Below are 6163 nucleotides of genomic sequence, written 5' to 3'. Positions count from 1 at the left end.
GTGACAAATGGCGTGTTAGAGCCAATTTTCAATCAAGCCAGTTAAATAGTGAATTTGTAAGAAATGATGAAACATTTACTAGTGAAAAAAAAAGTATTGGGGTGCTGCAAGTGTAGTTCGAAGTCTTTCAAATCATTGGTCAACAGGTATATTTACAAATTTTAGCTACGACACCTTTGCTAACATAGATTTTTCGACAGGAATATCGCCAGCCATAGAATACAATATTTTTCCATACAATGAAGTTCTTAAAAGAGAAATAGTATTTGCCTATAAAATTGGATTTAACTACAACGATTATATAGAAACTACCATTTTTAATGAAGATACAGAGATTATCTTAAACCACTCTTTAGAAACGCAAGTAAGATACAGACAACCTTGGGGTAATGTATACGGCAGAATTAGAGCTTCTACCTTTTTAAAAGATTTTTCGAAAAACAGATTACAAGTTAATGGCAACTTATCCGTTAGGGTGTTAAAAGGCTTTTCTGTTCGTTTTTCTGGCGATCTTCAATTTATTCGTGATCAGATTAATTTGCCAGCAGGTGAGGCCTCTATTGAAGATGTATTGCTTCAACAAAAACAAATAGCAACAGATTTCGATTTAGGATTATCCGTAGGTTTAACCTACACCTTTGGGTCGGCTTTTAATAATATCATAAACACTAGGCTTTAATAGCTCTGCTCTTGTGGCTAAAGATGTATTGGTAAATCATTTTATAAATAAAGCCTTAACAAGAGTATTGCTAAGGCTTTAATATTAAAAAGGAATATTTTTAACTAATAACTATTCAAAAGATCTCTATATTCTTTTAAATCTGAAATGTTTCCTTTGTTCTTAAGGTTTTTCATAAGTGCAATAACGTACTTAAGGCTTTCAACCGGAGCTACATCATCATTAGCTTCAACATCTTCATCATCATCAATAGGCTCATCATCAAGCACAGGAATCATAAAAGATTCAGTTGACTCAATATGCTCATAGGTTAGCCTAAGCACTTTTACTACTAATGGAACTTGAGCTTCTAGAGCATAGGTTCTTAATTCTTTAAGATCATCGATTAATGTATCTGTATTAATTCCTGTTTTATCAAGATTCTTCAGAATTTTATCGATTAATTTATTTGCTTTTTTATTTTCCAAAAGGGGGTCGTATTAAATGATTAAGTAATTTAGTGTTACTTGCAAATTTATATCTTTAAAGTGAAATTTTCTTAAAAAAACTCACAAAAAAAGCCTCTCATTTCTGAGAAGCTTTAAAATATTTTAAACTTTAAATGGAATTAAAGTGCAGCAACATGTTTTGCTAAACCAGATTTAAGGTTAGCAGCCTTGTTAGAATGAATAATATTCTTCTTAGCTAATCTATCTAACATAGATACTACCGAAGGAAACATTTTCTCAGCTTCTTTCTTATCAGTTAACTCACGTAATTTCTTTATCGCATTACGAGTAGTTTTATGTTGATACTTATTAACTAATCTTTTTGATTCGTTACTTCTAATTCTCTTTAATGCTGACTTGTGATTTGCCATTTTGTTTTTTTTCTTAATTTTTTAATTGTAGCCCGTAGGGGAATCGAACCCCTCTTACATGGATGAAAACCATGCGTCCTAGCCGATAGACGAACGGGCCATTTGTTTTAAGTGCGCAAATATAAATACTTAAATCAATACTTGCAATACCTTTCAAATAACTTACAACGTTTCCATTGCGGATGCAAAAATACAACTATTTTTAAATGTTGCAAGAGGTAAATAATATTTTTTTAAAAAAAATTATTCTAGCCTCATTTTTAGCCTAAACTAATACGCTTTTGCAAACAATACTCTACGTTTCGAGGGCTTTCCTGTATATACACAAACACCTGCTTCAACCTTTCCTTCCAGAGGAATACACCTAATAGTTGCTTTTGTAAGTTCCTTTATCTTGTCTTCTGTCTCATTAGTACCATCCCAATGTGCAGAAATAAACCCTGTTTTTGTTTCTAAAACGGTTTTAAATTCATCAAAAGTTTCGACTTCTGTAATATGCTCGTTTCTAAAACTTAAAGCTTTTGAAAATAACGAATCTTGAATTTCTTTTAACAAGTTTTCAATCTTATCATTTAAGCCTTCAAGAGCCACAACTTCTTTTGTTAAAGTATCTCGTCGTGCAATTTCAACGGTTCCGTTTGCCAAATCTCGTGCACCAATAGCAATTCTTAAAGGTACACCCTGTAATTCGTGTTGCGCAAATTTAGCTCCTGGCCTGTGTGTGGTTCTATTATCAAACTTAACAGTAATATTTTTAGCCCTTAAATCTCTAGTTATCGTATTTGCTACTTCAGATATGGCTTCTAAATCCTCATCAGTCTTATATATAGGAACTATAACTACTTGATTTGGTGCTAAACTTGGTGGCAATACTAAACCATGATCATCACTATGTGTCATAATCAATGCTCCCATTAATCGGGTAGAAACACCCCAAGAAGTTGCCCAAACATAATCTTGCTTTCCTTCTTTGTTAGCAAACTTCACATCAAATGCTTTAGCAAAATTCTGCCCTAAAAAGTGTGATGTTCCTGCTTGTAATGCTTTCCCATCTTGCATCATAGCTTCTATACAATAGGTTTCATCAGCTCCTGCAAAACGCTCACTTTCAGTTTTTAATCCTTGAATAACAGGCATTGCCATGAATTTTTCAGCAAACGTCGCATACACACTATTCATTAATTCAGCTTCAGCAATAGCTTCTTGTTTTGTTTCATGGGCGGTATGCCCTTCCTGCCATAAAAATTCTGCAGTACGCAGAAATAAACGGGTACGCATTTCCCAACGCACCACATTGGCCCATTGGTTTATTAAAAGTGGTAAATCTCTGTAAGATTGCACCCATCCTCTAAACGTATTCCAAATAATAGCCTCACTAGTTGGCCTTACAATAAGTTCTTCTTCTAATTTTGCTTCAGGATCTACACGCAACTTTCCAGGCTTATCAGGATCATTTTGCAATCTATAATGTGTCACAATAGCACATTCTTTGGCAAAACCTTCTGCGTTTTTCTCTTCGGCTTCAAACAAACTTTTAGGAACAAAAAGTGGAAAATAAGCATTTTGATGCCCTGTTTCCTTAAACATTTTATCTAATTCTGCCTGCATTTTTTCCCAAATTGCATATCCATAAGGCTTGATTACCATACAACCTCTTACCGCCGAATTCTCAGCTAGGTCTGCTTTGACAACCAATTCGTTATACCATTTTGAATAATCTTCTGCTCTACTAGTAAGTTTTTTGCTCATATCTGTGTTTTGGCATAAATATTGTATCTATTATTAATAGAAAAATAGTTCAGCAAAACTAACTATTTTTGTTATGTTCAACAATAAAATTATAGAGATATGCAATTTAACAACTACATAAAAGGAAAAGTGCCATTTATTGCCCTACTTGGCTTACTATTTGGCCTAGTTTCATGCGGTTCTTACCAATATGTTGGTGTAGATAGCGATGGGATTTATGGCGATGCACCACAAACTCAAAATACTGAGGCTATTGTTGAAGTGCCAAACGAAGGAAATAGCAATTATTATAAAAACTATTTTAAAACAAAATCAATTGAATCTGAAAATATAAATTTTCAAGATGAGATTTTTACAGATATTGACGCTTACGAAAGTGATAATTTTGTTGAAAATGATACTTTAGTTAATGACTATCAAGGTTATGCTGGTTGGGGTCAAGACAGTAACAACGTGACCATAAATTATATAGACAACGGCTGGAACAACTGGGGTTACGGTGGTTTTGGTTATGGTTACGGATGGAACCGTTGGAATAACTGGGGTTACGGCGGATATTATGGTGGCTGGAACAACTGGGGTTATGGTGGAATTTACAACCCGTTTTGGTGCACTCCTTACTATGGCGGTGGCTTTTATGGTGGAATTGCCTTTTATAATGGCTGGGGAAATAATAGAGGATATTACAACAGAGGTTATTATGGAAATAATTATTATAACAGCAGACGCGCGATTTCTTATAGCAATAGTAGACGAAACAGCTATGCTAGCACTTCAAGAAGTACTAATAACAACATAAGTAGACGTAGTTCTGTGAATACAACAAATAGAACAACTACGCCTTCAAAATACAATACATCTAGAAGAAGTAGTGTGAATGCAAATGAGGCTTCATCTACATCTAATAGAAGAACAACTTATAACACAAATAACACACGTACACCTGTTAGTGTAACAAGACGATCTACGGTTTCAAGAACACCGTCTACAAATTCAACTTCTAGAGCCTCATCAACAACAACTAGAAGAAGTTCAAGCTCGGTTTATAGACAACCAACAAGAAGTAGTTCGAGTTCTACCACAACAAGAAGATCATCTTCTTCAAGTAGCCCGACTTACTCGCCAAGCAGCAGTTCATCTAGATCTAGTAGTTCTAGTTCTGCATCAAGATCATCAAGTAGCAGCAGCAGAAGTTCTGGAAGTAGTTCAAGATCTTCAAGCAGTAGCAGAAGTAGACGTTAATTCTAAATACAAAAGAAAAAAAATACAAATATGAAAAAGTTGAATTTACTGTTCATAGGTTTGCTATCTATGTCTACATTATACGCCCAAGATATTAGTGATGCAGTACGATTTTCACAAAGTGAAATTCAAGGTACTGCACGCTATAGAGCGTTAAGCGGCGCTTTCGGAGCCTTAGGTGGCGATATGAGTGCGGTAAGTGCAAATCCTGCAGGTTCTGCTGTTTTTAGTAGCAGTCATGCATCGTTTACAGGATCGAATGTCGATTTAGAAAATAATACAGGTTATTTTAACGGTTTAACAAATTCAAATACGTCTAATTTTGATATCAATCAAGGTGGTGCAGCATTTGTATTTGCAAATAGAAACGATAATTCGCCTTGGAAAAAGTTCACTTTAGGAATTGCTTATGATAGAACTAATAATTATGATGATGTTTGGAATGCTATTGGTACAAATACCAATAACCAGTCGATAGATCTTTATTTCTTAAACTATGCCGACGGTGTAAGACTTGGTGATATATCCTTATTAGATGGTGAGTTTGTTGAGGATGCCTATGCAGACATAGGGAACGTATATGGTTTTGTACACCAACAAGCTTTTTTAGGTTATCAAGCCTATGTGCTTGAACCAGATGCTGATGACGATGAAAACACAACCTACTTCTCAAACTTAGTTGATGGGACTTTTGACCATGACTATGTATATGCAAGTACTGGCTATAATGGTAAAATATCATTTAATCTAGCAGCTCAATACGAGGACAATTTATATTTAGGAATAAATTTAAATTCACATTTTATAGATTACCAACGTACTACATCATTGCAAGAAGATAATGCAAATGGTGGCGCAATTAGTTTTATCGATTTTGACAATAATCTATCAACTACAGGTAGTGGATTTTCATTTCAACTTGGTGGAATCATGAAGTTAAGTCCAGAATTTAGAGTTGGTCTAACCTACGACTCTCCTACTTGGTACACCATTGAAGAAGAAACAACACAATACATTAATTCTAACCTAGCGGATTCAGATATTTCTTTTGTTAGTGATGTCATAAATGTTTACCCTAGTTACAAACTACAAACACCAGCAAAAATTACAGGAAGTTTAGCTTATGTATTTGCAAAGCAAGGCTTATTAAGCTTTGATTATTCTAAAAAAGATTATAGCAAAACTAAATTTTCACCGGAAGCAGATTATAAAAATTTAAATACCGGTATTAGCAATGTTTTAACTGATGCTTCAACATATCGTTTTGGTGCAGAGTATAAACACCAACAATTTAGTTTTAGAGGTGGTTACCGTTTTGAGGAAAGCCCATATTTAGATGGTATAACCGTTGGTGATTTAACAGGATTCTCATTAGGATTAGGTTACAATTTTGGTAACACGAAACTAGATGTTACCTATGACAAATGGGAACGTACTGATGACACACCACTTTACAATGTAGGATTAACAGATTCTGCAATTGTAAATCGCGAAAACTCTAACATCACACTATCCTTAAGTTTTAATATTTAGGATAATTTTAAATCATATTAATAAGCTTGTACAATTTGTTCAGGCTTTTTTTATACATGAAATTTTCACCCAATTTTATCGACTAAATAGGTTTCATGCTT

Annotated in this window: 6 protein-coding genes and 1 tRNA gene; 3 read left to right on the top strand and 4 right to left on the bottom strand. The window is 34.1% G+C overall.

Annotated elements, in window-relative coordinates; all coding sequences use genetic code 11:
- Positions 1–475 precede the first annotated feature (475 nt).
- Positions 476–679 carry a hypothetical protein gene (locus WBN21_RS12730; RefSeq protein WP_424200857.1) on the top strand — a complete coding sequence of 68 codons (204 nt, stop codon included), beginning with the start codon at positions 476–478 and terminating at the stop codon, positions 677–679.
- Positions 680–783: 104 nt separating this feature from the next.
- Here WBN21_RS12730 and WBN21_RS12725 read toward each other — a convergent pair whose 3' ends face one another.
- The 4 genes from WBN21_RS12725 to proS form a co-directional block, all read right to left on the bottom strand.
- Positions 784–1146 (bottom strand): hypothetical protein, encoded by a 363-nt coding sequence (locus WBN21_RS12725; RefSeq protein ID WP_424200855.1) that lies wholly within the window; start codon positions 1144–1146, stop codon positions 784–786.
- A gap of 140 nt (positions 1147–1286) precedes the next feature.
- On the bottom strand, positions 1287–1538 hold the full coding sequence (rpsT, locus tag WBN21_RS12720) for a 30S ribosomal protein S20 (protein WP_424200853.1): 252 nt from the start codon (positions 1536–1538) through the stop codon (positions 1287–1289).
- A gap of 28 nt (positions 1539–1566) precedes the next feature.
- Positions 1567–1638, bottom strand: a tRNA-Glu gene (locus WBN21_RS12715).
- 170 nt (positions 1639–1808) lie between these two features.
- Positions 1809–3287, bottom strand: coding sequence for a proline--tRNA ligase (gene proS, locus WBN21_RS12710; protein ID WP_424200851.1), 1479 nt, complete (start codon positions 3285–3287; stop codon positions 1809–1811).
- Between the two features lie 99 nt (positions 3288–3386).
- Between proS and WBN21_RS12705 the strand changes: the two genes are divergently transcribed.
- The gene (locus tag WBN21_RS12705; protein ID WP_424200849.1) at positions 3387–4529 is read left to right on the top strand and encodes a hypothetical protein; all 1143 of its coding nucleotides are present in this window, start codon (positions 3387–3389) and stop codon (positions 4527–4529) included.
- Between the two features lie 30 nt (positions 4530–4559).
- The gene (locus tag WBN21_RS12700) at positions 4560–6062 is read left to right on the top strand and encodes a UPF0164 family protein (RefSeq protein WP_424200847.1); all 1503 of its coding nucleotides are present in this window, start codon (positions 4560–4562) and stop codon (positions 6060–6062) included.
- The last annotated feature ends 101 nt before the right edge of the window (positions 6063–6163 follow it).

Source organism: Algibacter sp. (assembly GCF_049667265.1).
Lineage (GTDB): Bacteria > Bacteroidota > Bacteroidia > Flavobacteriales > Flavobacteriaceae > Algibacter_B.
The sequence above is the reverse complement of the archived record's forward strand: the minus strand, read 5'-3'. Positions and strand labels throughout refer to the sequence as shown.